At 67.4% G+C, this 25,175-nt stretch carries 26 protein-coding genes; 12 read left to right on the top strand and 14 right to left on the bottom strand.

Going from position 1 to position 25,175, the window contains the following annotated elements; translation table 11 throughout:
* Positions 1-17 precede the first annotated feature (17 nt).
* Together ACIGFL_RS03210 and ACIGFL_RS03205 are read right to left on the bottom strand one after the other, a co-directional pair.
* Positions 18-1,031, bottom strand: coding sequence for a DUF481 domain-containing protein (locus ACIGFL_RS03210; protein WP_397496114.1), 1,014 nt, complete (start codon positions 1,029-1,031; stop codon positions 18-20).
* Between the two features lie 133 nt (positions 1,032-1,164).
* Positions 1,165-2,163: a DUF481 domain-containing protein gene (locus tag ACIGFL_RS03205; RefSeq protein WP_021441760.1), complete on the bottom strand. Its 999-nt coding sequence runs from the start codon at positions 2,161-2,163 to the stop codon at positions 1,165-1,167.
* Between ACIGFL_RS03205 and ACIGFL_RS03200 the strand changes: the two genes are divergently transcribed.
* Positions 2,162-2,554, top strand: coding sequence for an MGMT family protein (locus ACIGFL_RS03200; protein ID WP_122108250.1), 393 nt, complete (start codon positions 2,162-2,164; stop codon positions 2,552-2,554). The genes ACIGFL_RS03205 and ACIGFL_RS03200 overlap by 2 nt on opposite strands.
* Before the next feature lie 37 nt (positions 2,555-2,591).
* Complete coding sequence (locus ACIGFL_RS03195) at positions 2,592-4,136, top strand: AmpG family muropeptide MFS transporter (protein ID WP_397496113.1); 1,545 nt, start codon at positions 2,592-2,594, stop codon at positions 4,134-4,136.
* A gap of 55 nt (positions 4,137-4,191) precedes the next feature.
* On the opposite strand, the gene ACIGFL_RS03190 is transcribed toward ACIGFL_RS03195, so the two are convergent.
* Together ACIGFL_RS03190 and ACIGFL_RS03185 are read right to left on the bottom strand one after the other, a co-directional pair.
* The gene (locus tag ACIGFL_RS03190) at positions 4,192-5,019 is read right to left on the bottom strand and encodes a mechanosensitive ion channel family protein (protein WP_021444166.1); all 828 of its coding nucleotides are present in this window, start codon (positions 5,017-5,019) and stop codon (positions 4,192-4,194) included.
* 101 nt (positions 5,020-5,120) lie between these two features.
* Complete coding sequence (locus tag ACIGFL_RS03185; RefSeq protein WP_021444165.1) at positions 5,121-5,600, bottom strand: YajQ family cyclic di-GMP-binding protein; 480 nt, start codon at positions 5,598-5,600, stop codon at positions 5,121-5,123.
* Positions 5,601-5,736: 136 nt separating this feature from the next.
* On the opposite strand from ACIGFL_RS03185, the gene ACIGFL_RS03180 reads away from it, so the two are divergent.
* The 4 genes from ACIGFL_RS03180 to ACIGFL_RS03165 all read left to right on the top strand — a co-directional run bounded on the left by ACIGFL_RS03180 (position 5,737) and on the right by ACIGFL_RS03165 (position 10,362).
* On the top strand, positions 5,737-6,699 hold the full coding sequence (locus ACIGFL_RS03180) for a response regulator (protein WP_021444164.1): 963 nt from the start codon (positions 5,737-5,739) through the stop codon (positions 6,697-6,699).
* Positions 6,696-7,607: a putative 2-dehydropantoate 2-reductase gene (locus ACIGFL_RS03175; RefSeq protein ID WP_397496112.1), complete on the top strand. Its 912-nt coding sequence runs from the start codon at positions 6,696-6,698 to the stop codon at positions 7,605-7,607. Before ACIGFL_RS03180 ends, ACIGFL_RS03175 begins: the two co-directional genes overlap by 4 nt.
* 149 nt (positions 7,608-7,756) lie before the next feature.
* Positions 7,757-9,775 carry an ATP-binding protein gene (locus ACIGFL_RS03170; RefSeq protein ID WP_397496111.1) on the top strand — a complete coding sequence of 673 codons (2,019 nt, stop codon included), beginning with the start codon at positions 7,757-7,759 and terminating at the stop codon, positions 9,773-9,775.
* Between the two features lie 2 nt (positions 9,776-9,777).
* A complete protein-coding gene (locus ACIGFL_RS03165) occupies positions 9,778-10,362 on the top strand; it encodes a cob(I)yrinic acid a,c-diamide adenosyltransferase (RefSeq protein WP_021446058.1) in 585 nt (194 codons plus the stop codon).
* Between the two features lie 13 nt (positions 10,363-10,375).
* Here ACIGFL_RS03165 and ACIGFL_RS03160 read toward each other — a convergent pair whose 3' ends face one another.
* From ACIGFL_RS03160 to ACIGFL_RS03150, 3 genes are read right to left on the bottom strand one after another with little or no spacing between them, the layout of a single operon-like run.
* On the bottom strand, positions 10,376-10,993 hold the full coding sequence (locus ACIGFL_RS03160) for an SOS response-associated peptidase (RefSeq protein WP_122108246.1): 618 nt from the start codon (positions 10,991-10,993) through the stop codon (positions 10,376-10,378).
* A gap of 30 nt (positions 10,994-11,023) precedes the next feature.
* Positions 11,024-11,284, bottom strand: a complete 261-nt coding sequence (locus ACIGFL_RS03155; protein WP_021446060.1) for a DUF2007 domain-containing protein — start codon at positions 11,282-11,284, stop codon at positions 11,024-11,026.
* The gene (locus ACIGFL_RS03150) at positions 11,284-11,466 is read right to left on the bottom strand and encodes a CPXCG motif-containing cysteine-rich protein (RefSeq protein ID WP_021446061.1); all 183 of its coding nucleotides are present in this window, start codon (positions 11,464-11,466) and stop codon (positions 11,284-11,286) included. The genes ACIGFL_RS03155 and ACIGFL_RS03150 overlap by 1 nt, the downstream gene beginning before the upstream one ends.
* A 112-nt stretch (positions 11,467-11,578) precedes the next feature.
* On the opposite strand from ACIGFL_RS03150, the gene ACIGFL_RS03145 reads away from it, so the two are divergent.
* Positions 11,579-12,742 carry a 1-acyl-sn-glycerol-3-phosphate acyltransferase gene (locus tag ACIGFL_RS03145; RefSeq protein WP_051365833.1) on the top strand — a complete coding sequence of 388 codons (1,164 nt, stop codon included), beginning with the start codon at positions 11,579-11,581 and terminating at the stop codon, positions 12,740-12,742.
* 61 nt (positions 12,743-12,803) lie between these two features.
* Here the strand turns inward: ACIGFL_RS03145 and ACIGFL_RS03140 are convergent, their stop codons facing one another.
* Entirely contained in the window at positions 12,804-13,091 is a 288-nt protein-coding gene (locus ACIGFL_RS03140) for a hypothetical protein (protein WP_122108245.1), read from the bottom strand.
* A 284-nt stretch (positions 13,092-13,375) separates the two neighbouring features.
* Between ACIGFL_RS03140 and ACIGFL_RS03135 the strand changes: the two genes are divergently transcribed.
* Positions 13,376-13,582, top strand: a complete 207-nt coding sequence (locus tag ACIGFL_RS03135) for a hypothetical protein (protein WP_021446064.1) — start codon at positions 13,376-13,378, stop codon at positions 13,580-13,582.
* A 60-nt stretch (positions 13,583-13,642) separates the two neighbouring features.
* On the opposite strand, the gene ACIGFL_RS03130 is transcribed toward ACIGFL_RS03135, so the two are convergent.
* Positions 13,643-14,227, bottom strand: a complete 585-nt coding sequence (locus tag ACIGFL_RS03130; RefSeq protein ID WP_021446065.1) for a YajG family lipoprotein — start codon at positions 14,225-14,227, stop codon at positions 13,643-13,645.
* Between the two features lie 171 nt (positions 14,228-14,398).
* On the opposite strand from ACIGFL_RS03130, the gene ACIGFL_RS03125 reads away from it, so the two are divergent.
* From ACIGFL_RS03125 to ACIGFL_RS03115, 3 genes are all read left to right on the top strand, one after another.
* Positions 14,399-14,632 carry a hypothetical protein gene (locus tag ACIGFL_RS03125; RefSeq protein ID WP_021446066.1) on the top strand — a complete coding sequence of 78 codons (234 nt, stop codon included), beginning with the start codon at positions 14,399-14,401 and terminating at the stop codon, positions 14,630-14,632.
* Between the two features lie 463 nt (positions 14,633-15,095).
* Positions 15,096-16,592 (top strand): malate dehydrogenase (quinone), encoded by a 1,497-nt coding sequence (mqo, locus tag ACIGFL_RS03120; RefSeq protein ID WP_021446067.1) that lies wholly within the window; start codon positions 15,096-15,098, stop codon positions 16,590-16,592.
* 193 nt (positions 16,593-16,785) lie between these two features.
* A complete protein-coding gene (locus ACIGFL_RS03115; RefSeq protein WP_122108242.1) occupies positions 16,786-17,631 on the top strand; it encodes a metal-dependent hydrolase in 846 nt (281 codons plus the stop codon).
* Between the two features lie 146 nt (positions 17,632-17,777).
* On the opposite strand, the gene ACIGFL_RS03110 is transcribed toward ACIGFL_RS03115, so the two are convergent.
* The 3 genes from ACIGFL_RS03110 to ACIGFL_RS03100 form a co-directional block, all read right to left on the bottom strand.
* Positions 17,778-18,065, bottom strand: coding sequence for a hypothetical protein (locus ACIGFL_RS03110; RefSeq protein ID WP_021446069.1), 288 nt, complete (start codon positions 18,063-18,065; stop codon positions 17,778-17,780).
* Positions 18,066-18,181: 116 nt separating this feature from the next.
* Positions 18,182-19,123, bottom strand: a complete 942-nt coding sequence (locus tag ACIGFL_RS03105) for an alpha/beta fold hydrolase (protein ID WP_397496110.1) — start codon at positions 19,121-19,123, stop codon at positions 18,182-18,184.
* A gap of 68 nt (positions 19,124-19,191) precedes the next feature.
* Positions 19,192-19,857 (bottom strand): TetR/AcrR family transcriptional regulator, encoded by a 666-nt coding sequence (locus ACIGFL_RS03100; protein ID WP_397496109.1) that lies wholly within the window; start codon positions 19,855-19,857, stop codon positions 19,192-19,194.
* A gap of 82 nt (positions 19,858-19,939) precedes the next feature.
* Here ACIGFL_RS03100 and ACIGFL_RS03095 point away from each other — a divergent pair, with 82 nt between their 5' ends.
* Positions 19,940-20,800 (top strand): hypothetical protein, encoded by an 861-nt coding sequence (locus tag ACIGFL_RS03095; protein WP_397496108.1) that lies wholly within the window; start codon positions 19,940-19,942, stop codon positions 20,798-20,800.
* Here ACIGFL_RS03095 and ACIGFL_RS03090 read toward each other — a convergent pair.
* Both ACIGFL_RS03090 and ACIGFL_RS03085 read right to left on the bottom strand, forming a co-directional pair.
* Positions 20,789-23,533, bottom strand: coding sequence for a LuxR C-terminal-related transcriptional regulator (locus tag ACIGFL_RS03090; protein ID WP_397496107.1), 2,745 nt, complete (start codon positions 23,531-23,533; stop codon positions 20,789-20,791). The two genes, ACIGFL_RS03095 and ACIGFL_RS03090, sit on opposite strands and share 12 nt — an antisense overlap.
* Before the next feature lie 273 nt (positions 23,534-23,806).
* Positions 23,807-25,174, bottom strand: coding sequence for a DUF1329 domain-containing protein (locus ACIGFL_RS03085; protein WP_021442595.1), 1,368 nt, complete (start codon positions 25,172-25,174; stop codon positions 23,807-23,809).
* Between the last annotated feature and the right edge of the window lies 1 nt (position 25,175).

Here is a 25,175-nt window from a genome sequence, read left to right as displayed (position 1 = left end):
ACCACTGCGCCGGGCGCTTACCAGCCGACGCCGAAGCCCAGGCTGTAACGGGTCTCGTCCAGCTCGCCCTCGGCACCGCTGACGATGTCCTTTTCCGCCTTCATGTTCAGCGAGGCCCAGTCGGTGACCTTGTAGCGCAGGCCGACCTCGGCATCCAGGGTGTAGTCGGCGACGCCTTCCAGCGGCTTGCCCACCTCGCCGACGCTGAACAGTTCCACCGCCTTGCCGATCAGGTAGCGGTTGTAGTCCCACTTGACGCTGAGCGCGTAGAAGCGGTCCTGCTCGCCGTTGCTGTAGACGTAGTCGCTGCGGTTGGCCAGGGTGGCGATGGAGAAGGCGCCCAGTTCGTTGTCCCAGAACTGGTAACCGGGACCGGTACCCAGGGTGCGCTGACGCTCCAGCTCCTCGATGCGGTCGCGCTTGTACTCGAAGCGACCCTGCCAGAACCACTGTTCGGTGAGGAAGCGGTCGAGGGCGTACTCGGCGCTCCAGTTGTCGGTGCTGACCACATCGTCCTTCAGCTCGCGGTTGTACTCGGCCTGCGCGTTGTGCCGCCACCAGCCGTGGCGGGCCTGGGTCTTGACGTCGACGTCGTAGTCGTCGGTGTCGCTCTCGGCGCGCTTGTAGTCCAGCGCCAGGTCGACGTTGCCCTTCCAGGTGAAATCCTCCACCAGCGGCTTGGGCTTGATGATCTGGGCGATCTCGCTCAACTCCACGGTCTTCGGCACGTCGCCATTGGCCAGTGTCACCTTGCCCGGCTCGGCGGCCTGCAGCGACTTGGCGCGCTCGCCATTGAAGTCGTCCTGCTTGATCAGCAGCGCCTGCTCGCTCTCCAGGGTGGCGATCTTCTTCCAGTCCAGGGCGATGGCGCCGCCATAGTCGGTCTGGAGCAGCAACTTGTTGCCGTCGTAGAACTTGATGGTGCCGGTCAGGCGGTCGCCGTTCTTCAGCCAGACGGTGTCGGCGGCGGCGGTGGAGCTGAGCAGGGCGAGGCTCAGGCTGAGCAGGGAAAGCGGTAGCGAACGCGACATAACGAGGACAACTGAGCTCTGATGGGGCAAAAAGCCGGGCATTATGCGCAAGCCCGACGCCAGAGCAAGAGCTGACCGGCATCGGCCGGCAGAGTTCAGCTGTTTCCGCCGGGCGGCACTCCGCGGGGCGGCATCACCAGCCCACGCCGACGCCGATCAGGTAATGGCGATCCGAGATGGTCTGGCCCTGGCCGCGCAACTGGTCGAGCTCGTACAGCAGCGACAGCCGCGCCCACTGGTTGAGGCGGTAGCGCAGGCCGAACTCGCTGTCGAGCACGTAGTCGATGGCGTCGATATGCGGCATCTGCAGCTCGGCGTTGGCATAGAACTCCAGCCGCGTGCCCCACAGCAGGCGCTTGTAGTCCAGCTCCAGCGAGGTGGTGTCGAAGGCCAGATCGACGATGTCCGACTCCAGCCGCACCCGGTTGAACTGGGCGATCAGGTCGAAGCGGCCCAGCTCGTCGTCCCAGAAGCGGTAGCCCGGCCCGGTGCCGAGGATGCGCTGGCGCTCGATGGACTCGAACTCGTCCTCGCGCTGCTCCCCCCCCACCCGCCAGAACCAGTGCTCGGTGAAGAAGCGGTCGAGGTCGTACTCCAGCTCCCAGTTGTCGTCGACCTTCTCGCCGTTCTTGGTCTCGTGCTCCAGCTCGCCGCTCAGCACATGGCGCCAGCGCCCATGTTCGACGCGCGTGTTGCCCTTGAGCTTCCACTCGTCGACCTTGCTGTCGTTGCGCTCCATATCCAGCTTGGCGTCGAGATTGCCTTCCCAGACGCGATCCTCCAGCAGCGGCCGCGGCGGCACCAGGCGGGTGATCTCGGCCAGCGGCAGCACCTGGCTGCGCTCGCCCTCCACCCGCACCATGCCGGCGCCGGCCGCCGCCAGGGTCTTGCTCAGCTCGCTGTCGAAGCCCTGGCGGCGCAGCAGCAGGGGTTTGTCCGAGCTCAGGGTGTCGATATCCTTCCAGTCGATCAGCACCTGGCCGGCGTACTTGGTCTTCAGCGCCAGCTTGCCGCCGTCGAGCAGGACGATCTCGCCGCTGAGGCGGTCGCCGTTGTCGAGCCACACGGTGTCGGCCCACAGCGGTGCGGCCAGGGTATAAAGGACGAAGGCGAACAACAGGCGTGGCAGCATGACGAGGACAACCCATAGGGGCACAGTGGACCCGGCAGAGTCTGCATGGCCGGCCCCGCCACCGGCAAGCGCCGAGGCCCGGCGCGAGGCGCTGTACCTGGTACTGGCGCAGGTGCCGGCGGGCAAGGTGATCAGCTACGGCGAGCTGGCCCGACTGGCCGGCCTGGGTCGCGCCGCGCGCTGGGTCGGGCGCACCCTCGGCCAGTTGCCGGAGGGCACCGCGCTGCCCTGGCATCGGGTGCTCGGCGCCGGCGGACGCCTGAGCCTGGGCGCCGGAACGCCGGCGGGCAACGAGCAGCGCGCGCGCTTGCGCGCCGAAGGCATCAGTATCCTGAACGAACGGGTGGATATCCGTCGGCACGGCTGGCGCCCGATGGAGCACAGCGGTTAGAGTGCGCCCTATCACCCGTTCCCCAGATTCGAGCCCGATGCCACGCAAATCCTGGCGAGAAGCCCTCGCCACCTATGCCAGCCCCGCCACCCTGGCACTGCTCCTGCTCGGCTTCGCCGCCGGCCTGCCTTACATGCTGGTGTTCTCCACCCTGTCGGTGTGGCTGCGCGAAGCCGGCGTGGCGCGCGAGACCATCGGCTTCGCCAGCCTGATCGGCCTGGCCTACGCCTTCAAATGGGTGTGGGCGCCGATGCTCGACCAGTGGCGCCTGCCGCTGCTGGGCAAGCTGGGCCGGCGCCGCTCCTGGCTGGTGCTGGCACAGAGCCTGATCGCCGTCGGTCTGGTCGGCATGGCCAGCTTCGACCCGCAGACCCAGCTCAGCTGGCTGATCGCCCTGGCGGTGCTGGTGGCCTTCGCCTCGGCCACCCAGGACATCGCGGTGGACGCCTACCGCCTGGAGATCGTCGACGACACCCGTCAGGCCGCCCTGGCCGCCGCCTACATGGCCGGCTACCGGGTCGCCGCGCTGCTCGCCACCGCCGGCGCGCTGTATTTCGCCGAGGGCTTCGGCTCCACCGCGCAGCTGTACAAGCACGGCGCCTGGGCCGGCACCTACCTGGTGTTCGCCCTGCTGATGCTGCCGGGCCTGCTCACCAGCCTGTGGATGCGCGAGCCGCCGGTGCCGCTGAAGACCCAGCTGGCGGCGGCCAAGTACGGCTTCGTGCGGCAGATCCTCTCGGTGCTGGTGCTGATCGTGCTGCTGGTGTCGGTGCCGGCGATGTTCACCCAGTTCTTCCACACCGACTTCGCCAGCGTCCTGCGCGGCGAGGCCAGCCTGCTCGACCTGCTGCTGGAGGACCGCGCCTTCCTGCGTGCCCTGCTCTACACCATCCTCACCGCGCTGTGCCTGTCGGCCATGGGCCGGCGCAGCCTGGCGCCGGTGCTGACCCCGGTCAACGACTTCATCCTGCGTTACCGCTGGCAGGCCCTGCTGCTGCTGGGCCTGATCGCCACCTACCGGCTGTCGGACACGGTGATGGGGGTGATGGCCAACGTCTTCTATATCGACCAGGGCTTTTCCAAGGATCAGATCGCCAGCGTCAGCAAGCTGTTCGGCCTGGTCATGACCCTGCTCGGCGCCGGCATGGGCGGCCTGCTGATCGTGCGCTTCGGCATCATGCCGATCCTGCTGATCGGCGCCTTCGCCTCGGCGGCCACCAACCTGCTGTTCATGCTGCTGGTGGGCATGGGCCCGCACCTGAACATGCTGATCGTCACCATCAGCTGCGACAACTTCAGCGCCGGCCTGGCCACCGCGGCCTTCGTCGCCTACCTGTCGAGCCTGACCAACCTGAAGTTCTCCGCCACCCAGTACGCCCTGCTCAGTTCCATCATGCTGCTGCTGCCGCGCCTGATCGGCGGCTACTCCGGGGTGATGGTGGAGAAGCTCGGCTACGCCCACTTCTTCCTCGCCACGGCGCTGCTCGGCATCCCCACGCTGATCCTGATCGCCCTGCAGTGGGGCCGCGACCGCCGCCAGCCCAACGGCGACACGCCGGTAGCGCCGGCGGAGAAGGCCTGAACGACAGACAGAAAAAAGCCCCGGACCTGCCGGGGCTTTTTCCATCCGCTACGCCTCAGTCGGCCTTGGCCAGGTGCACCACCCGCTGCGGGAAGGGGATGCCGATGCCGGCGGCGGTCAGGCGCTCCTTGGCCAGCTCGGTGAACTCGAAGGTCACCGGCCAGAAATCGGCGGTGGCCACCCACACCCGCAGCGACAGGTTGACCGCGCTGTCGCCCAGACCGGTGACGAACACCACCGGCGCCGGATCGAGGTGCACGCGCGGGTCCTTGGCGATCTCCAGCAGCACTTCGCGGGCGCGCTTGATGTCGCTGGAGTAGTCGATGCCGATATTGATGTCGGCACGCCGGCGCGGTTCGCGCGAATAGTTGGTGATGTGGCCGTTGGACAGGCTGCCGTTGGGCACGATGACCACCTTGTTGTCGGCGGTCTTCAGCGTGGTGTGGAAGATCTGGATGCTGTCGACGCTACCGGCCACGCCCTGCGCCTCGATCCAGTCGCCGGCGCGGAACGGGCGGAACAGCATGATCAGCACGCCGCCGGCAAAGTTGGCCAGGCTGCCCTGCAGGGCCAGGCCGATGGCCAGACCGGCGGCACCGATCATGGCGATGAAGGAGGTGGTCTCCACGCCGATCATCGAGGCCACGCTGATCAGCAGCAGAATGCGCAGCACTATGCTGACCAGGCTGCCGATAAAGCTACTCAGCGCCCGATCCACGCGCCGCGCCTCGAGCAGACGACCGATGCTGGCGGTCAGCCGGCCGATCAGCCACCAGCCGATCAGCAGGGTGATCAGCGCCAGGGTCAGCTTGCCGCTGTACTCCAGCACCACCGGCAGCCAGGCCTCCGAGAGCTTCACCAGTTCGTCGACGTTCATCTCCATGGGGTACTCCTTTCCTGTGCATGAAACGACACCGCCATGGCAGGCCATGGCGGTCAGAATGCTATCAACCCTGCGTTGCGACGCCGCTAAGCGGCAAAGGTTCAATCGCGGAAGTTGTTGTACTGCAGCGGCATGCCGAAGTCGTGACCGCGCAGCAGGGCGATGGCCTCCTGCAGGTCGTCGCGCTTCTTGCCGGTGATGCGCACCTGCTCGCCCTGGATGGCGGCCTGCACCTTGAGCTTGGCGTCCTTGATATGGGCGACGATCTTCTTCGCCAGCTCCTTGTCGATGCCCTCGCGGAAGGTCACCTCCTGTTTCATCACCTTGCCGGAGGCGTAGGCCTCCTTGGCTTCCATGCACTGACAGTCGATCTTGCGCTTGATCAGGCTGCTGCGCACGATGTCGAGCACCTGCTCGAGCATGAACTCGGCTTCGGCGGTCAGGGTGAGGGTCTTGTCCTTGCTTTCGATGCTGCACTTGCCGCGCAGATCGAAACGGCGATCGAGTTCCTTGACGGCATTGTCGACCGCGTTGGTCAGTTCGTGTTTGTCCAGTTCCGACACCACGTCGAACGAAGGCATGGGCTTGCTCCTGATGGACGGCGCGATCCCCTTCACGGAGTGAACGCGCCTGACTTGACGATAACTATGGCGGGCCCATTATAACCGGACTGATCCACGCCGTTTGGCGTCCTTCCTCTCTGTCGCGAGCCTGCCCATGCCCAACCCCCATCTCAGCATCCTGGTGGTGGACGACGCCAAGTTCTCCAGCGCCATGATCGGTCGCGCCCTGAGCCAGGCCGGCTACCAGGACGTGCGCTTCGCCAGTAGCGCCGCCGAGGCCCTGCAGCTGCTCGAAGAGCGTCCCGCCAGCGTACTTCTGGCCGACTGGCTGATGCCCGAGATAGACGGCCTGGAGCTGACCGCGCGGGTGCGCCAGCTGGACGAGACGGCCGATCACTACACCTACGTCATCCTGCTCACCGGCAAAGAGGGCGAGAACGTGCTGGGCGAGGCCTTCGATCGCGGCGTCGACGACTTCATCAGCAAGGCGGCGATGAACGAGCAACTGGTGCCGCGCGTCTACGCCGCCGACCGTCTGTGCAACACCCTGCAGCGCCTGCTGCAGGAAAACCGCCTGCTGACGCAGAACATCGCCAGCCTGGAGCGGCGCAACCTGGTCGACCCGCTCACCGGCCTGGGCAACCCGCGCTACCTGCGGCAGAAGCTGGCCGACAGCCTGCGCCAGGTGGAGTCGCGCGGCGGCGCGGTGTGCTACCTGCTGATCGGCCTGCCAGAGGCCGGCCAGCTGCACCGCAAGTTCGGCGACCGCTTCTACAACGAGCTGCTGCACGGCGTGGCCCGGCGCCTGCAGCAACTGGTGCGGCCGCTGGACGTGCTGACCCGCCTGGACGACAACCACTTCGGCCTGATCACCCTGCTCGAAGACCTCCACGAATGCTCGCCGAGCAGCTTCAAGCGCCTGCACGAGGGCCTCAACCTCAAGGCGTTCAAGACCAGCGAAGGCTTTGTCACGCTCAAGGCCGGCATCAGCCTGGTGGGCCTGGACGCCAAGGCCCTGCCCACCGATCCGGAACAGCTGATCCGCCATGCCGAAGGCCTACTGGCCGAGTCCTACGCCAGCGGCCGGGTCGCCGCCATGCGCCTGCCGCTGCTGTGACCTGGCACGTTCTCGGCGCCGGCAGCCTGGGCAGCCTGTGGGCCGCCCGCCTGGCCCGCGCCGGCCTGCCAGTACGGCTGATCCTGCGTAACCGCGAACGCCTGGCGGCCTACCAGCAGGCCGGCGGCCTGACCCTGGTCGAGCGCGGCGCAGCCCGCCGCTACGCCATCCCCGCCGAACTGCCGCAGGCCGATGCGCCGATCCACCGCCTGCTGCTGGCCTGCAAGGCCTACGATGCCGAGGCCGCAGCCGCCGAACTGGCGCCGCGCCTGGCCGCCGATGGCGAGTTGCTGCTGCTGCAGAACGGCCTGGGCAGCCAGGACGCGGTGGCCCAGCGCCTGCCGCAGCAGCGCTGCCTGTTCGCCTCCAGTACCGAGGGTGCGTTTCGCCAGGCCGACTTCCAGGTGGTGTTCGCCGGCAACGGCCACACCTGGCTGGGCGATCCGGCCGACCCGCTGCCGCCGCCCTGGCTCGACGAGCTCGAACGCGCCGGCATTCCCCATCAGTGGAGCCCGGACATCCTCGCCCGGCTGTGGCGCAAGCTGGCGCTGAACTGCGCGATCAACCCGCTGACCGTGCTCCATGACTGCCGCAACGGCGGCCTGCGCGAACACCCGGCCGAGGTCGCCACGCTCTGCGCCGAGCTGAGCGAGCTGCTGCAGCGCTGCGGCCAGCCGGCGGCGGCCGAGCAGCTGCACGAGGAAGTGCAGCGGGTGATAGAAGCCACCGCGGCCAACTACTCCTCCATGCACCAGGACGTGGCCCAGGGCCGCCGCACCGAGATCGCCTACCTGCTCGGCCATGCCTGCGCCACCGCCCGCCGCCATGACCTGCAGCTGCCGCACCTGCAGCACCTGCAGCAGCGCCTGCTGGCGCACCTCGGTACACGCGGCCTGCCGTTGGACTGACGGCCCTGTCCACCAGCGCCCGCCCCCGTGGACAAGCCGGGCTGCGGCATGTCCACCCCACGACCTGTGCGCAGCCGCCCGATCCCGCCATGGCAATGGCCGCCCGCCCGCGCTAACCTGCCCTTCCCGCCCGTCACAGCGATAGCCACATGCGACTGCGTCAGCACCTCGACAACCTGCCGGTCGGCCGCAAGCTGCTCGCCGCGCTGCTGGTGCTGCTCGCCGCGGTGCTGCTGATCGCCAACCTGGCCTTTATCAGCGCCGCCTACTGGATCACCCAGGAGAGCATGGCGCCGCAGGCCCTGCACACCCTCGGGCGGCTGATCGCCAGTCCGGCGCTGAGCAAGGAGGCGCTGCACTCGCCGGCCTCCGCCGAAGCCCTGCTCAAGCGCCTGGACGACTACGCGCCGCTGCGCGCGGCGGTGATCTACGACAGCAACGGGGTCAGCCTGGCGCAGCTGCAGCGCGGCGAGAAACTGCAGGTGCCGTTGCAGCTCAGCCAGCTGCCGCACTGGCGCGAGACCGCCTTTCGCGCCAACCACCTGGTCGAGCTGCCGCACCCCAGCGGCCGCCCCGGCGCCCTGCTGCTGGTGGCCTCCAGCGAACTGCCCGGCGCCTTCTACACCGGCACCCTGACCGCCAGCCTGGCGATCCTGGCGCTCAGCGTGCTGCTCTGGCTGCTGGTGGCGCGGCAGATCAGGCGCCTGGTGACCAGGCCGATCCGCAAGCTGGAGGAGCTGTCGCGCCAGGTCACCCGCGAGGAGAACTACGCCCTGCGCGCCGCCCGCGGCAACCAGGACGAGATCGGCAGCCTGGCCGACGCCTTCAACACCATGCTGATGCGCATGGAGGCGCGCGAGCAGCAGCTCAGCCGCGCCCGCGACGACGCCCAGGCCGCCTTCGACCGGGCGCAGAGCCTGGCCGAGGAAACCCGCCACTCCAACCGCAAGCTGGAGCTGGAGGTGCAGGTGCGCAGCAAGATCGAGAAAAAGCTCACCGGTTTCCAGAACTACCTCAACAGCATCATCGACTCCATGCCCTCGGCGCTGATCGCCCTCGACGAGCAGCTCTACGTCACCCAATGGAACCAGGAGGCCAGCGCGCTTTCCGGCACGCGCCTGGACGAGGCGCTGAACCAGCCGGTGTTCCTCGCCTTCCCGCCGCTCAAGCCCTTCCTGCCACAGCTCAAGCGCACCGCCGAACAGCACAAGGTGGAGAAGATCGAGCGGGTCACCTGGCACAAGGACGAGGAGCCGCGCCACTATGCCCTGACCTTCTACCCGCTGATGGGCGGTGCCGGACGCGGCGCGGTGATCCGCATCGACGACATCACCCAGCGCCTGGCGCTGGAGGAAATGATGGTGCAGTCGGAGAAGATGCTCTCGGTCGGCGGCCTGGCCGCCGGCATGGCGCACGAGATCAACAACCCGCTCGGCGCCATCCTGCACAACGTGCAGAACATCCGCCGGCGCCTGTCGCCGGAACTGGAAAAGAACCGCGAACAGGCCGAGCAGGTCGGCGTCTGCCTGGAAAGCATCGACCGCTACCTCGAGGCCCGCGAGGTGCCGCGTCTGCTCGACGGCATCCAGCAGGCCGGCCAGCGCGCCGCGAAGATCGTCAGCCATATGCTCAGCTTCAGCCGGCGCAGCGACCGGCAACTGGCGCCCTGCCAGCTGCCGGCACTGATCGACCAGGCGCTGGAGATCGCCGGCAACGACTTCGACCTCACCGACAGCTTCGACTTCAAGGCGCTGCACATCGTCCGCGACTTCGACCCGCAGCTGGGCGCGGTGGCCGCCACCGCCAACGAGCTGGAGCAGGTGCTGCTCAACCTGCTGAAGAACGCCGCCCAGGCCATCCACCAGCGCAGCGCGCCCGACGAACCCGGGCGCATCACCCTGCGTACGCGCCAGGTCGGCAACTGGGCCGAACTGCAGGTCGAGGACAACGGCACCGGCATGAGCGAGGCCGTGCGCAAGCGCATCTTCGAGCCGTTCTTCACCACCAAGGAAGTCGGCCAGGGCACCGGCCTGGGCCTGGCGGTGTCCTATTTCATCGTCACCAACAACCACAAGGGGCAGATGGAAGTGCAATCCAAGCCCGGCCAGGGCACCTGCTTCACCCTGCGCCTGCCGCTGGCCCCCGCTCCCGACAGCACAGGACTCTGAACATGGGCTACCGCCTTTCCAAGATCTACACCCGCACCGGCGACAAGGGCGAGACCGGCCTGGCCGATGGCCGCCGGGTGACCAAGGACCACCCGCGCATCGAGGCCATGGGTGAGCTGGACACGCTCAACAGCCAGCTCGGCCTGCTGCTGGCCGAGCTGGCCGAAGGCGAGGCTAGGTGGCCGGGCTTGCAGGAAATCGCCGCGGTGCTGGCGCCCTGTCAGCACCGCCTGTTCGACCTCGGCGGCGAACTGGCGATGCCCGACTACCAGGCCCTGCAGGCCAGCGAAGTGCAGCGCCTGGAGGCGGCCATCGACTGCTGGAACGAGGAGGTCGGCCCGCTGGAGAACTTCATCCTGCCCGGCGGCTCGCGCCTGGTGGCCCAGGCCCATCTATGCCGCAGCGTCGCCCGCGGCGCCGAACGCCGCTGCCAGCACCTCAACGCGGTGGAACCGCTGCGCGCCGAGGGTCTGGCCTACGTCAACCGCCTCTCCGACCTGCTGTTCGTCGCCGCGCGCCTGATCGGCAAGCGCCAGGGCATCGCCGAGGTGCTCTGGCAGGCGGCGGAGAAACACGACGCACCCTAGGGGCCTGGCGAGCTCAGGCCGGGGTCAGGCACTCCGGCGCATCCAGCTTGGGGTCGTTGACCAGGGTGGCCAGGGCGCGCTCGCGCAGACCGCCCTGGGGCCTGGCCAGCAGCGCCTGCAGTTGCTCCAGCCCGGTCTCGCCGCTCAGCCACAGGGCCCGCTCCTGCTCGTCGAGAATCAGCGGGCGGCGCTGCGAGGCGGCTGCCTGGGTGATCAGCGCCACGCTCAGGTACTCGTGCCCGCCGACCGGATAGACCTCCCACAGCGCGGCGAAATACAGCAGCGAATCGGCGTTGGTCATCCAGTACGGGCGCTTGCGCGCTGCGCCGCGCCATTCGTAGAAACCGTTGGCCGGCAGCAGGCCGCGGCGCAGGCGTAGGGGTTCGCGGAACATCGGTTGCTCGGCCAGGGTCTCGGCGCGGGCATGCGCGGGGGTCTTCGACAGGTCTTTGAGCCAGGCCGGGGTCAAGCCCCAGCGCGCCGCGGCGGCTTCAGTCCCGGCGGCGCCGGCACGCAACAGCAGCACCTGGCCGTTCGGCGCGATATTCCAGTGCGGCTGCTGATCGGTGGGAAAACCGGGCAAGGCCGCCAGGGCCGGCGACCAGCGAAACAGGGCGTAGCGTCCACACATGCGGCAACTCGACAGGTAGGCAGGGGCGCGTCAGCACAGCAGCACGCCCTGGAAGGATTCCGGCTCGTCGCCGGGCAGAGGTTGCGCGGCATTGTACGCCCCGATCAGCGCGCGTGCCCGCTCGGCGTCATGGTCGGCTACCAGCAGCGCGAGCAGCCCGCAGACCGGCAACTCGCCCACCGCACCGACCAGGTGCTGGCCGAGCAGATGCGCCTCGATACCCTCGCTGGCCAGCATGCCCAGCAGCATCTCGCCCTCCAGCAGATTCTCCGGCTCGTAGATTCGTTGCATCAGTCGTTCTCCCCGCGAACCTCCAGTTGCCAGTCGACGCCGTCGGTGCGCAGCTCGAACAGGATCGGTCGGCAGCACACCGGGCAATCCTCGATATAGGACTGATCACCCGCCGACAGATCGAGCACGGCTTCGGCCGGCTCGCCGCAGTAGGGGCAGAAATAGGCCTCGGTTTCCAGCATCGCGGCCTCCTTGTGACTTGGCGGTATAATCGCCGGTCTATTGCTGGCCTGTTCGCCAGGCGTTTTCGTTCAGCACCTCATTTCAACCATAGCCGTTCTACAACAAGAGAGCATGATGGGCGCATTCGATGCCATCCGACCCTATGCCGACGCAGAAGTACGCCCCGTACTGGCGCGCCTGCTCGCCGACCCGGCCTTTCTCGGCACCCTCACCCGCTTTCGCTTCCCGCGCCTGGCCGGGCCGCTCGGCTGGTTGCTCAAGCCGCTGATCGCCGCGCGCCTGCGCAGCGAGTTCGCCGGCATCGACTCGGTGGCCAAGCTACAGGAGAAGATCGAGCCCTACGTCGACCGCAGCATCGAGCGCGCCAGCGACGGCATCACCTACTCCGGCCTCGAGCACCTGCAACCGGGCAAGGCCTACCTGTACCTGGCCAACCACCGCGACATCGTCATGGACCCGGCATTCGTCAACTACGCGGTGTACCACGCCGGCCTGCAGACGCCGCGCATCGCCATCGGCGACAACCTGCTGCAGAAGCCCTTCGTCGGCGACCTGATGCGCCTGAACAAGAGCTTCATCGTGCACCGCTCGATCAGCGGCCGGCGCGAGAAGCTGGCGGCCTACCAGCTGCTCTCGGCCTATATCAACCACTCGATCCGCGAGGACGGCGAGTCGATCTGGATCGCCCAGGCCGAAGGCCGCGCCAAGGACGGCGACGACCGCACCGATTCGGCGATCCTCAAGATGTTCCACATGAGCCGCAAGGACGAGCCGTTCGCCGCGGTGATCGACTCGCTCAACCTGATCCCGGTGTCGATCAGCTACGAGTACGACCCCTGCGACCTGGCCAAGGCCCGCGAGCTGAGCGTGCGTGCCGCCACCGGCAGCTACACCAAGGCGCCCGGCGAGGACGACGCCAGCATCGCCCTCGGCATCACCGGCTACAAGGGTCGCGTCCACCTGCACTTCGGCGCCCCGGTCGCAGGTCTGGACGACACCAAGCAGCTGGCCCAGGAACTGGACCGGCAGATTCTCGGCCAGTACCGCCTGTTCCCGGTGCACTACCTGGCCTATGCCATGTGGGCGCAGCGCGACCCGGAGCTGGCCGTGCCCGCCGCCCGCGAGCTGTTCGCCGCCGACGAACTGGCCAAGGCCGAGGCTGAGTGGAACAGGCGCCTGGCCGCCTGCAGCGCCGAGGAGCAAGCCTACCTGGTGCTGCAATACGCCAACCCGGTGCGCAACCAGTACCGGATCAAGGCCGGCCTGCCGCTCTGAAAGACCCCGCCACAAAGGAAAACGGCAGCCCGAGGGCTGCCGTTTTCGTATCTGTCGCCCATTACAGCCGCGTGCTGAACCAGGACAGCAGCAGCGCCGCTGCCAGGCAGGCGCCGCCGAAGCGGTAGAAGAAGCGATTAATGCGCAGGGTGCGCTCGTCGCACGTCTCGGCCTCGGCGCTCAGGCTTTCCAGTTCGCCCTGCGCCAGCATGCGGGCCTGGCCGCGCTGCTCGCGCAGGCGGGTCATCAGGCACAGCCAGGCGCCGGCCAGGCCGAAAAACAATGCCAGCGCATTCATCGCCACGGCCGGATGGGCGAGGAACAGCGACCACAACATCTGCAGCGACATGCAACACCTCAGGATCAGCTCGGTGCAGCGACGCCGTCGCCGCACCAGAATGGGGATTCACGCCGAAAATGAGGTGCAGCAGCGCCCGTTCCGGCCGTCGAAAGTCGTCGCGCAGTGTACTGAAATCCATGTTTTATAAGGTTCGTTTCCGACGAACGCGGCGGCTATCCCGAAATCGTCTGAAAACTGTCATATCCCTGGCCTAGGGTTTGTATCTCTCATCCTGACCACGCAGTCACGACCTGCAGTGGAGCCTTACCCTTAATGTCCGCGGAGGACCTGCCATGCTCAACCCACAACCGCTGGATCGCGACTACCTGATCGACTCGCTGGATGAAGTGGACGCAGTGGTCGACGAACTTTCCTTCAACGTGCAGGACCACCACTGGCTGGTCTACTGCGCCCTGGGCGGTCACGAACACTACGACCTGCCAGACATCGACAACCGCACCGGCATGAGCCTGCCGGAGCTCTACGAGCAGGCTGCCTGAAGCGTGCGCAGAAATGAAAACGCCCCGCAATGCGGGGCGTTTTCGTGTCGGGGCTCTGCGTTACTGCAGCAGCACCTGACCAATGGTCGGATCCTTGAAGGCACGGGTCAGGGCGTCGCTGAGCACGTCGCTGACCAGCTTGGTGTTGGTCTGCTGGTTCGGCGCCATGCCGAAGCGCTGGTTCAGCGAGGCGCCGTAACGGCCGCTGTAGCGGCGGCTGGCGCCCTGCACGTCGGCGCGGATGGAGGCGGTGATGTCGGCCTCGGTGACGTACAGGCCTTCCTTGGGCGACTGGTACTTCAGCTCGGCCAGGGTCAGGGTCAGCTGCGGCGCGTTGTAGGCGTTGCTCGACGGGGTGAAGCCGAGCAGGCGTACCGCGGCCTCGGCCTCGGCCTGCAGCTTGGGCAGGATGGCTTCGCTGCTGACGCTGATGGCGCTGGTTTCCGGATACAGCCCGCCGCGGGTGCCGAGGTTCGGCGACGGACGCCCGTCGACCACCCGTACCACCACCGGCTGGCCCTGACCGACCGCGGTCAGCGCGCTGGTGAGCTTGGGTTGCGGGCTGAGTTGCTGAGGGCTGTGGGCGCAACCGGCCAGGGTCAGGCTGGCGGCGGCAAGCAAGGCGAACAACGCGCGGTGCAACATGCTCATCTCTCCAAGAGGGGTTGAAAAAGTGGCCGGTAGTATACCCAGCGGCGACTGGCGCCGACAGCACTCGCAGTATCGGACTGCCAGCCCCGGTCTGCGGTTCCTGTCATCAGCCTGTCACCGCCGTACGGCATAAAGGACGCCAGCCCATCCGCCGGAGTTTTCGCCATGTCGCTGCTGCGCCGCCTGTTCAGCCCCCGCCGCCCGCTGCGTCATTTCGCCTGGCTCGACGCCCAGGGGCATTGTCGCGCGCTGCGTCAGGCGCAGGCGCATCCGCAGCAGGCCGGCTGGGTCGAGGTGAGCGAGTCGCGCCCCTGCTGGCTGGGGGCGCCGCTGCCCGCCGGCGTGCGCGTCACACCGGTCGTCACGCATGCAGCAGACGCCCGGCCGTTGGCGGCCTGACCGACGGAAGAAGAAAAGTCACGCAGGGCGATCAATTTCGCCTCATTCACCGCTATAATCGCGCCCCGATTATAAGGACGTCTCCTGATCGGGCCGCACCACCTCGCCGATGCTAGGTCATCGCTCCCGCCCCAGAGAGTCGCCCACTTCGCGCTGCCGTTTCCGGCCAGCCGCTTTAAGCCCATACGCAGAGCCGATTGCAGCCATGCAATGCATGACCTGCGCGGGCTAGAAGCGCGCCGAGGCAGACGAGCTTTTGAGGTTCACCGCTCCAAAAGAGCGTGAAAAAACGGTTTTTACAACTTCACAAGAGTGTGGCGAATAAATGAACAGTTTTGCGTCCGCAAATCCCAGCCTTAACCCTCCCGGCCGCGCGACCAGGCACTGCGTCTGAGTCCACCGGCATCGCCCTAGCAGGCCGACAGGCCGTCAATCTGGTGCAGTATTTCTTGGAGTGAGGTTAATGGCGCATAACGATTACCAAAGCGTAGATGTGGTGCTGGTCGGCGCCGGCATCATGAGCGCGACCCTGGGCGTGCTGCTCAAGGAACTCGATCCCGGCATCACGCTGGAAGTGGTGGAACTGCGCGAGTCCGGCGCGGTGGAAAGCTCCAACCCCTGGAACAACGCCGGCACCGGCCACGCCGCGCTGTGCGAGCTGAACTACACCCCGGAAGGCGCCGACGGCAGCATCGACATCAAGAAGTCGGTGAGCATCAACGCCCAGTTCGAGGAGTCCAAGCAGTTCTGGGCCTACCTGATCGACAAGGGCGCGATCAACTCGCCGAAATCCTTCATCAACCCGGTGCCGCACATGAGCTTCGTGCGGGGCCAGGATGGCATCGCCTTCCTCAAGAAGCGCTTCGAGGCCCTGCGCCAGCACCATGCCTTCAGCGCCATGGAGTACACCGAGGATCGCGCCACCATCGCCGACTGGGCGCCGCTGCTGATCCCCGGCCGCGACCCCGGCGAGCCGCTGGCCATGACCCGCGTGCAGGCCGGCACCGACGTCAACTTCGGTGCGGTCACCCAGCAGATGCTCGACTACCTGGCCAGCCAGGCGGACGCCAAGGTCACCTGCAACCAGAAGGTCACCGACCTCAAGCGCGAAGACGACGGCTGGCGCGTCAGCGTCAAGGACACCCAGACCGGCGCCACTCGGCAGATCCAGGCCAAGTTCGTCTTCCTCGGCGCCGGCGGCGGCGCCCTGCCGCTGCTGCAGCTGTCCGGCATCCCCGAAGGCAAGGGCTTCGGCGGCTTCCCGGTGAGCGGCCAGTGGCTGCGCTGCGACAACCCCGAGGTGGTGGCCAAGCACCAGGCCAAGGTCTACAGCCAGGCCGAAGTCGGCTCGCCGCCGATGTCGGTGCCGCACCTCGACACCCGCGTGGTGGACGGCAAGAAATCCCTGCTGTTCGGCCCTTACGCCGGCTTCTCCACCAAGTTCCTGCGCCACGGCTCGTTCCTCGACCTGCCGCTGTCGGTACGCCCGAATAACATCGGCCCGATGCTGGCGGTGGCGCGCGACAACATGGACCTGACCCGCTACCTGATCAAGGAAGTGATGCAGTCCGAAGAGCAGCGCCTGAAAACCCTGCGCGGCTTCTACCCCGAGGCCAAGGCCGAGGACTGGCGCCTGGAAGTGGCCGGTCAGCGCGTGCAGATCATCAAGAAGGACAGCAAGAACGGCGGCATCCTGCAGTTCGGCACCGAGCTGGTGGCCGCGGCTGACGGCTCCATCGCCGCCCTGCTCGGCGCCTCGCCGGGCGCCTCGGTGACCGTGTCGATCATGCTCGACCTGATCCGTCGTTGCTTCCCCGAGCAGGCCCAGTCCGCGGACTGGCGCAGCAAGCTGGACCAGATCTTCCCGGCCATGGCCGACGTCCTGGCCAAGGACGCCGAGCGCTACCGTGAAGTGCAGGCGCAGTCGAACCAGCGCCTGCAGCTCGACGCCGGCGCCTGATCGGCCCGCGCACAAGAAACCGCCCTTAGGGGCGGTTTTTTATTGATGCCGTAGCGCGCGCGCCGCTCCCCAACTTTCCGCTGGCCAAGCGTCGATGGCCGGATATGACTGCAACATTGGCTGTTGCGAACCTGTGCCGGTAAGCCCGCTGACGCCATAGTCGGTCGCACTTCATCAGCGCAAGGGAGCCCTTATGGCCAGCACCACCCCGGAAGGTTTGCAGATCCGCCCCCGACACATGGACTTCGACCTGCCCAACCCGCTGCCGCGCCACTGGAACGGCGGCGACGCCTTCAAGACCCACCTGTTCGATGCCATGTCGGTGCTGTTTCCCGACGGCGAACGCTTCTTCATCGACTCGGTGCGCCAGTTCCGCGACCGCATCGACGACCCGCTGCTGAAGGAGCAGATCCGCGGCTTCATCGGCCAGGAGGGCCATCACAGTCGCGAGCACCTGGAATACAGCCAGCGCCTGCGCGACCTGGGTTACGACATCGAGCGCATCGAGAAGCGCGCCCGCGCGCGCATCCGCTATACCCAGAAGAAGTTCTCGCAAGAGCGCCAGCTGGCCGCCACCGCGGCGCTGGAGCACATCACCGCGATCATGGCCGACGGCCTGCTGAAGAACCCGGCGCACATGGCCGGCGCCCATCCGACCCTGGTGCGCCTGTGGCGCTGGCATGCGCTGGAAGAGACCGAGCACAAGGCGGTGGCCTTCGACGTCTACAACCAGGTGTGCGGCAGCCGCAAGCTGCTGCGCCGGGCGATGGTGATGGGCACCTTCTTCTTCGTCCTCGACACCACCCGCGGCCTGGCGCATATGCTCAAGGTCGACGGCCTGCTGTGGAACTGGCGCGTATGGCGCGACGGCCTGCGCTGGATGTGGGGCAAGGACGGCGTGTTCCGCCCGCTGATCGGCACCTATCTGGACTTCTTCAAGGACGGCTTCCACCCCTGGGAGCACGACAACCTCGCGCTGCTGCACGCCACCCGCGAGGAGTTCGACGCCGCGCCGCAGCCCCAGGCCAGCGCGGCCTGACACCACCCGCTCCTTTTCTCCGGCGGAAAAGGAGCGCCCTCCCCTCAATATTTCCGCTCCGAACGTCGTTGCTCCAGAGGGCTAAGGAGCCCCTGGATCGCTCGGGGAAAGTCCCAGGTGGGGCTCGGTCGCCCGCCGCCGCAGCGCTAAAGATTGAATATCTCTCTCGCCGATCGTGCGATCTCGGTATCCAGAACGTCGATCGTCGCTTGATTCTGTCGATGCGCGGCAGTGAGGCGATGCCGTCCGTCCGCGGTACGAATCCGGATCATCCCGCCCTCGTCCACAAGTTTCTCAATCGCGATAGCAGGTAGAGGCTGGTTGAGAATCAGCATGTTCACATAATGCTGAACCGCTGGCTCGTGGATGTTGTTGTCCCTCTGGGATCGCTGCCAGTTATCCCAAAGCCCTTGGACGCTCAGTGCTATGGTCATGGGCCACTCCTTGCTGTTGAGGACAAAGCACAGGGTAGAAGGCCGCACCCGACCTGTCGAAGCAGGTCGGGCCGCCCGCCGCTCTCGCAGGAGCGTCCCGACCGTGGCGGGACGCATCAACCCAGCAGAAACCTCATCGCATCGGCCGCGCTCTGCTCGGCTATCTCCTCCATGGGAATGTGCCCGACGCCCGGGTAGGTCTTGACCTGGATGTCCGGCAAATCGCGCTGCCACAGCGGCACGTGCTTGGGCGAGATCCAGCGGTCGCGCTCGCCCCACAGCAGCAGGGTCGGCGCCTGGATCTGCGCCACCCGCTGCGGCGTGGCGTGCAGCTCCTCTCTGTTGACCTTGAGCAGCACGCGGAAGATATCCATCATGCCGCGGCGATTGCCGGGCCGGCGCGACAGGTCGTAGTAGCGGTCGACCACCCCCGGCTTGATCCGCCCCGGCTCGCCGTAGACCTCCTTGATGCCCTGGGCGATCAGCGCACGCGGCATCCACAGCGGCATGGCCAGGGTGGCGCCGGGCAGCGCGGCGGCGGCGATCATCCACGGCACCTTGGCCATGGGGTAGCCGGCCGGGTCGACCAGCACCAGCTTGCTCACCCGCTGCGGCTGGGCCAGGGCGAAGTTCCAGGCGATATAGCCGCCGAGGGAGTTGCCGGCGATATCCGCCCGCTCCACCTGCAGGTAGTCGAGCAACAGGCCGAGCACGCGAATCATGCGCTCGGCCGAATACTCGCCGTCGCGCGCCGGGCCGGTGAGGCCGAAGCCCGGTACGTCGAAACGGATGATCCGGTAGTGCGGGGCGAAGGCCTGCACCCAGCCGTCCCAGGTGTGCAGCGAGGCGACCACGCCGTGGATCAGCACCAGCGCCGGCTTGTCGCGGCTGCCCTCGTCGCGGTAGTGGATATTGAAACCGTCCAGCTCGATATAGCGCGAACCGCTCTCGGCACTGCCGTAGCGGGCCTTGAGGCGCTCCAGCGGCAGGGCGCCGAAGCCCAGACGGGCGAAACCGACGGCCAGGGGCGGTTGCAGAGACAGGCTGTTGGCGGACATGCGGGCACCTCGATCTTGTTATGGGCACCCGCCATCAGAGCATGAGCCGGCGCCGGATACCGCCCAACCTAGGTTGAGCCGGGGCACAGCGAGGCGATCAGCAGGTCGCCGAGCACCGCCTTGGCCCGCTCGATCTCCGCGCGACTGGCGCTGCGCCCGAGCAGGTCGAGGGAGGCGGCCTCCAGCGCCCAGATCAGCGCCTGGTAGACCAGCGGATCGCGCGGCGCCAGCTCCGGCTCCAGGCGCTCCACCAGCAGGCGCAGCATCTCCTGGTGGGCACGCTGGCGATGCGCGGCCAGCGGCGACTCGGCGCGCAGCGCCTCCTCCTGCATCAGACGGATGATCGGGCCGACCGCCAGGTGATAGTCGAAAAACCGCCCGACCATGGCGCGCAACCAGGCCTGCGGGCTGCCGGCCACCTGCTGCATCTCGCGAAAGCGCGCCAGCAGGAGCAGCACCGAGGTCTGGTAGATGCCCTCGAGCACCTCCATCTTGTTGGCGAAGTACTTGTAGAAGGTGCGCCGCGACACCTGCGCGGCATCCAGCAGGTCGTTCACCGTGACCTGCTCCAGGCCCTTGCGGGCGAACAGGGGAATCGCCGCCAGCTGGATATTGGTGCGCTGCAGGTGACCGACCAGCGGCCCCGCGTCGCCCTGCTGCGAGGTCAGCGCGCCGTAGCCGCCCAGGTCCTCGAACACCGCGCGGATGGCCCCGTGCTCGGCCAGCTCGTCCATGCCCTCTCCCCAACCAAGGCGCGGGTGACGCAGGTCTCCGAGCTGGGTACTCTGGAGCCGCCTCTAGCCGCGGATATTCATCGTGTCGCCCACCCTAGCACGTCGCCTGCTCTGGCCGCTGGCCATCCTTTTGCTGGTCTGCCAGGCGCCGGCCGGCGCCGCCGAGCTGTTCTACCTGGGCCAGCGCGTCCCGGACATCCACCAGCCCTGGCGCAGCGGCGACTACCAGCAGCTGCACGCGGCCCTGGAGCAGATCGACAAGACCCAGGCCAATGCCCTGCCGCGGCGCAGCGGCGAATTCACCGGGCCGATCTACCAGCGCATGGTCTCGGCGGAGAACTTTCGTCCGCAGCTGAATATCTACGCGCCGCTGGAGCTGCGGCAGAACGAGGCGCGCGAAGTGCTGTTCCAGCTCAAGGAGCTGATGCGCCTGTATTTCGATTTCCGCGCCAAGCAGCAGCCCTACGCCGCCGAGGCCCTCGGCCTGATGAGCTACTCGCTGCGCCAGCAGGCCATCCTCTTCACCCTCACCACCGAGTTCTGGATGACCCTGTCGCAGAGCGAGCAGAGCAACCCGGTGCGCCTGCAGGGCCTGCAGGAGACCAAGGCGGCGGCGGCGATGCTCACCGGCAGCGCGCTGGACTACCTGGAGCTGACCCAGGCCTTCGGCCGCGACGAGCTGCTGCTGTACAGCGCCGAACTGAGCCAGCAACTGCCGGAGCTGTTCGTCCACCTGCCGGCCGAGGTGCAGGCGCAGTTGCTGACACGCATCGACGGGCTGGCGAGCGACCATCGTTACCCCCAGGTGCAGAGCAACATGGCCGAGCTGCTGCCGGTGCTGCAGATGATCCATCGGGACGTGCAGGCCAAGCTGGCGCAGCCGCCCACGCCGGCGCTCAAGGCGCCGACGCTGGATCTGTCGCTGCCGGGTTCAGCGCAGTAGGCCGAGGCCCTTGGCCCGCGCCACCGCCTGGGTGCGGCGTTCGACGCCGAGCTTGCTGTTGATGTGGCGGGCGTGGGTCTTGACCGTGTGCAGGGAGATGAACAGGCGCTCGCTGATCTCCTGATTGGAGCAGCCGCCGGCGATCAGCTGCAGCACCGCCAGCTCGCGGGCGCTGAGTTTCTCGGTCAGCACGCCCTCCTCCGTCAGCGCCTCCTCGCCCTCGCCCTGTCCCGTCGGCAACTGCCCGAGCAGGGCCTCGCGCAGCGGGCAAACCGGCCGTGCGAGCAGGCGCTCGCGCAGCCACTGCGGCTGGTGCTGGAGCAGTTCGACGAAGGGCAGCAAGGCGCCTCCCTGCGCCACCTCCAGGCAGGCGTCGAACTGCTGCTGCGCCTCGCGCTCGCGCCCGTTCTGGCGCAGCAACTGGGTCAGTTGCGCCTGCGCCATCAGCCCAACCAGTTGCCCGCCCAGGCCGTGGGCACGCTGCTGCAGTGCGCGCAGGCGCCGCTCGGCCGCCTCCGCCTGCCCCTGCAGGCGCTCCAGCGCGGCCTGCTGCAGATCGATATGCAGCGCCAGCTGCGGGTGGAACTCCGGCGCCACCGCCCGCCCCTGGGCACCGTAGGTCTCGCCCAGTTGCGGCAGCCAGGCCGCCGCCAGCTCGACCTGGCCCTGGCGCAGCCACAGCTCGCATTTGCTCAGGGTGATCATCGCCAGGTAGTAGATCGCCGGCACGTCCCACACGTGCATCAACCGCTCGGCCTCGCCGAGCAGGGCGAAGGCCTCGGCCGGCCGGCCGCTGCGCCCTTCCAGGCCGGCCAGCACGCAGTAGCCGATCAGCACGCCGACATCGCGGCAGGCGCGCGCTTCGGCGATGCCGGCGCGCAGGCGTGGCGCCGCCTGCGGCTGCAGACGCAGGCTGAGCAGATAGCCTTCGTAGAGGGTCAGTCGCGCGCGCACCGAATAGCTACGCTGCGCCACCAGGCCCTGCAGCCGCGCCAGGCCCTGCCGCACTTCCTCCAGGGCGCGCAACACCTCGCCACGAGCCTGCAGCACGCGTGCCCGCTCGTAATGGGCCAGGGCCTCGAACAGCGGGTTGTCGATGCGCTGCGCCAGCTCCAGCGCCTCGCGATTGAGGCCGCGCGCACGCCACAGATCGCCGCGCACCATGGCCAGGTTGGCCAGGGTGGACAGGCACATGAAATGCGGACCGTAGCGCTCCGCGGACAGGCCGGCCAGCGCCTCGGCGCATTGCCGCTCGGCCCGCCCGCTGTCGCCGCGACCGCGGGCGATCACCCCATCCAGTGCCTGCCACTGCGCCAGCAGGCTGCACTGGCTGGTCGCATCCGCCGCCGGTAGGAAGCGCCCCAGTTGCTCGAGCAGCTCCTGCGCCGCATCCAACTGGCAGGCCAGCGCCAGCGCCCAGCCATAGAGCATGATCAGCCGCGGCGTGCTGGCCAGCAGCTCGTCCGGCAGGTTGGTCTTCCAGCGCAGCAGCATGGCGACGTTCTGCTCGGCCAGCAGCTGCTCCTCGGAGAGGTTCTGCACCAGGCTGGCGGCGACGTCGGCCTGGCCGGCCAGCAGCGCCTGCTCGATGGCGGCATCGAGCATGCCCTCGGCGGCGAACCAGCGACAGGCGCGCAGGTGCGAACTGCCGCGCGAGCGACTCAGGCCCTCGGCCGGTCGCGCGTTGAGCAGATCGGAAAACAGATGGTGGTAGCGAAACCAGCGCCCCTGCTCGTCCAGCGGCACCAGGAACACCTGGTTGGCCTGCAGCTGGCGGATGATCGCGGCGCTGTCATGGCTGTCGCGCAACGCGTCGCACAGCTCGGCGCAGAAGCGCTCCAGGCAGGCGGTGTCGTAGAGGAACTGCTGCACCTCGGCCGGCTGGCGCTCGATCACCTCCTCCAGCAGGTAGTCGCGGATCAGCCCCTCGCCGCCGTGCAGCTCGAGCCTGGCCTGCGCCTCGCTGCCCAGGTCCTCGCCGGCCAGCAGCCACAGGCGCAAGCCGGCGACCCAGCCCTCGCTGCGCTGCAGGATGCCGGCGACCTGCTGGCGTTCCAGGCAGGCGCCCTGGCTGGCCAGCAGGGCGTCCAGCTCGTCGGCGGTCAGGCGCAGATCCTGTTCGCTCAACTCCAGCAGCTGGCGCGACAGGCACAGACGCGCCAGGTGCCAGTCCGGCCGCTGGCGACTGGTCACCAGCAGCAGGACGCCGGGTGGCAGGTGATTGAGGAAAAACTGCAGGCAACGGTCGAGCACCGGCCCCTGGGCCAGGTGATAGTCGTCCAGCACCAACAGCAGCGGCTGACCGCCGTCCAGTTCATGGGCCAACTCGTCGAGCAGGCCATCGAGCCACTGCTCGAAGGCGAAAGGCTGATGGCGCTGACGCATCTTCAGCAGGCCCAGCGCCTCTTCCCCCAGGCTCGGGTAGAACTGCTGCAGGCCCTGCAACAGGCGTTCGAGAAAACGCCCGGGATCGCTATCGCGCTCGCTCAGGCCCAGCCACAGGCTGTGCCAATGGGTCGGCAGGCGCTCGCAGAATTCGATGGCCAGGGAACTCTTGCCGAACCCGGCCGGCGCACAGACCAGCAGCAGACGGCCCTGCAGCCCCTCCTCCAGACGCTGGCACAGGCGTTCGCGGGGCGTATGCCCCGCCGGTAGCGGCGGCCGGTAAAAACGGGCTTCGACCGGCGTGGCCGGCATGTAGGGGAAACCTGGCGAACGGGAAAGGTCAGTCATCGGCCAATTCTTGGAAGTCTCATGTATGCAGCGGGCGCGACCTGACCCCAGCCTAGCGGCTTGCACTGACCATTTGAAGCGCCGGCTACAGTCGGTAACGAAAAAGCCGGTTGGCAAGCGCAGCAGCTGCGGTTGCCAGACCCGGGCTCAACTCGCTGCGGTGCCGGCAATGGCGGACCAGGCTGCGCCATGTGCCCAGCCCGAGAAAGTCGGCGCGCAGCAACGAAAAAGCCGGCACAAGGCCGGCTTCTTCGTGTTGCAGGACGCGAGGGTTTAGCGCACGCCCGCCTGGCGCAGCGCCGCCGGGGTGTAGTCGCTGCCGGCTGCCTTGTAGTTGAAGTCGTAGGCCTGTTTCTCCTCGTTCTTCATGCCCAGGGCCAGGTAACGACCGGACAGCAGGTCGTACAGGGTCTCGACGGTGTACCAGGGAACCTGCTTGTCGTAGTAGTACTGAGCATGAGCCTCGGCCACGCGCCACAGGGTACCGCGACCGTCGTAGTGATCGATCAGTGCGGCCTGCCAGGTGTCCTCGTCGATGAAGAAGTCACGCTTGGCGTAGATGTGGCGCTCGCCGTCCTTCAGGGTCGCGGTCACGTGCCACACGCGGTGCAGCTCGTAACGGGTCAGGTCCTGGTTGATGTGGCCGGCCTTGATGATGTCGGAGTACTTCAGGCTCGGCGAATCCAGCTTGTAGGCGTTGTAGGGGATAAAGATCTCCTTCTTGCCGTTGAGCTGCCAGTTGTAGCGATCCGGCGCACCGTTGTACATGTCGAAGTTGTCGGAGGTACGCAGGCCATCGGAGGCGGTACCCGGACCGTCGTAGGACACCTGCGGGGCGCGGCGCACGCGACGCTGACCGGCGTTGTACAGCCAGGCCAGACGCGGTTCCTTGACCTGGTTGAGGGTCTCGTGCACCAGCAGCACGTTACCGGCCAGACGCGACGGGGCGGTGACGCGCTGCTTGAAGTAGAACAGCACGTTGCTTTCCTTGCTGGCGTCGAAGTCGGTCAGCGCATCGCGGAAGGTGAACTCGTCCTGGAAGTACACCAGCGAGTAGGAACCGTTGGCCTGCGGCGTGGCCTGGGTGACCAGACGACGCACGCTGCCGCCGCGGTAGCGGGTGATGTGGTTCCAGATCGCTTCCAGACCGTTCTGCGGGATCGGGAAGGGGTTGGCGGTCTGGAAGTTTTCCAGGCCGTTGCCGCCCTCGACCATCTTGGTGTTGACCGCGTTCTGCTTGGTCGCCTCGAGCACCGCCGACGGCAGGCTGGCCGAACGGTGGGTCGGATAGACCGGCATCTTGTAGCTGTCCGGGTAGCGCTTGAACATGGCCAGCTGGCCGGGAGTCAGCTTGTCCTTGTACTGCTCGACGTTCTGCGCGGTGATGGTGAACAGCGGCTGCTCGCTGGCGAAGGGGTCGGAGAGGAAGCCCTTGCCGTCGACGGTGCCGGCATTGGCCGGCAGGCCGCCGGTCCAGGCCGGAATCGAACCATCGGCGTTGCCGGCCATCTCGGCGCCTAGCGGCGTCAGGCTGGTGCCCAGCTTGGCCGCTTCGTCCGGAGATACTGCCGCCATCACGCCGCTGGCCAGCAGGGACAGGGTCAGGACGCCGCTTTGCCACAGAGTTTTTGTTGTTTTCATT

Source organism: Pseudomonas sp. NPDC077649, assembly GCF_044542855.1.
Taxonomy (GTDB): domain Bacteria; phylum Pseudomonadota; class Gammaproteobacteria; order Pseudomonadales; family Pseudomonadaceae; genus Aquipseudomonas.
This window is presented reverse-complemented; position numbering and strand designations above follow the sequence as displayed.